This window comes from Microvirga pakistanensis, from assembly GCF_004458765.1.
In the GTDB taxonomy this organism is placed as follows: domain Bacteria; phylum Pseudomonadota; class Alphaproteobacteria; order Rhizobiales; family Beijerinckiaceae; genus Microvirga; species Microvirga pakistanensis.
The window spans coordinates 1-223 of record NZ_SPJX01000102.1 but is presented as its reverse complement, the minus strand read 5'-3'; the positions used below and the strand labels follow the sequence as shown (position 1 = coordinate 223).

Here is a 223-nt window from a genome sequence, read left to right as displayed (position 1 = left end):
CGGTCTCGAAGCAGACGATGGGGATCGGATCGTCGCTGTCGATGAGCATGGGAAACTTCATGACGAGCGGGGTCGGGTCGTCCTCCCGCTCCACCGACCAGATCTGGGCCATTCCGCCGGTGCCCAGATGCTCCTTGAGCGTGAACCCGTCGATCACCATGCCCGGCGAGAGGCGAAGGCGCATGCTCAGCGACCCTCCTCGAGACGCCGGGCGAGTTTCTCG

General features: G+C 65.0%; 1 pseudogene. It reads right to left on the bottom strand.

The features are described 5' to 3' along the window. Nucleotides 1-184 (bottom strand): annotated as a pseudogene (locus E4K09_RS03065) (serine/threonine protein kinase); the annotation flags it as partial. Nucleotides 185-223 lie beyond the last annotated feature (39 nt).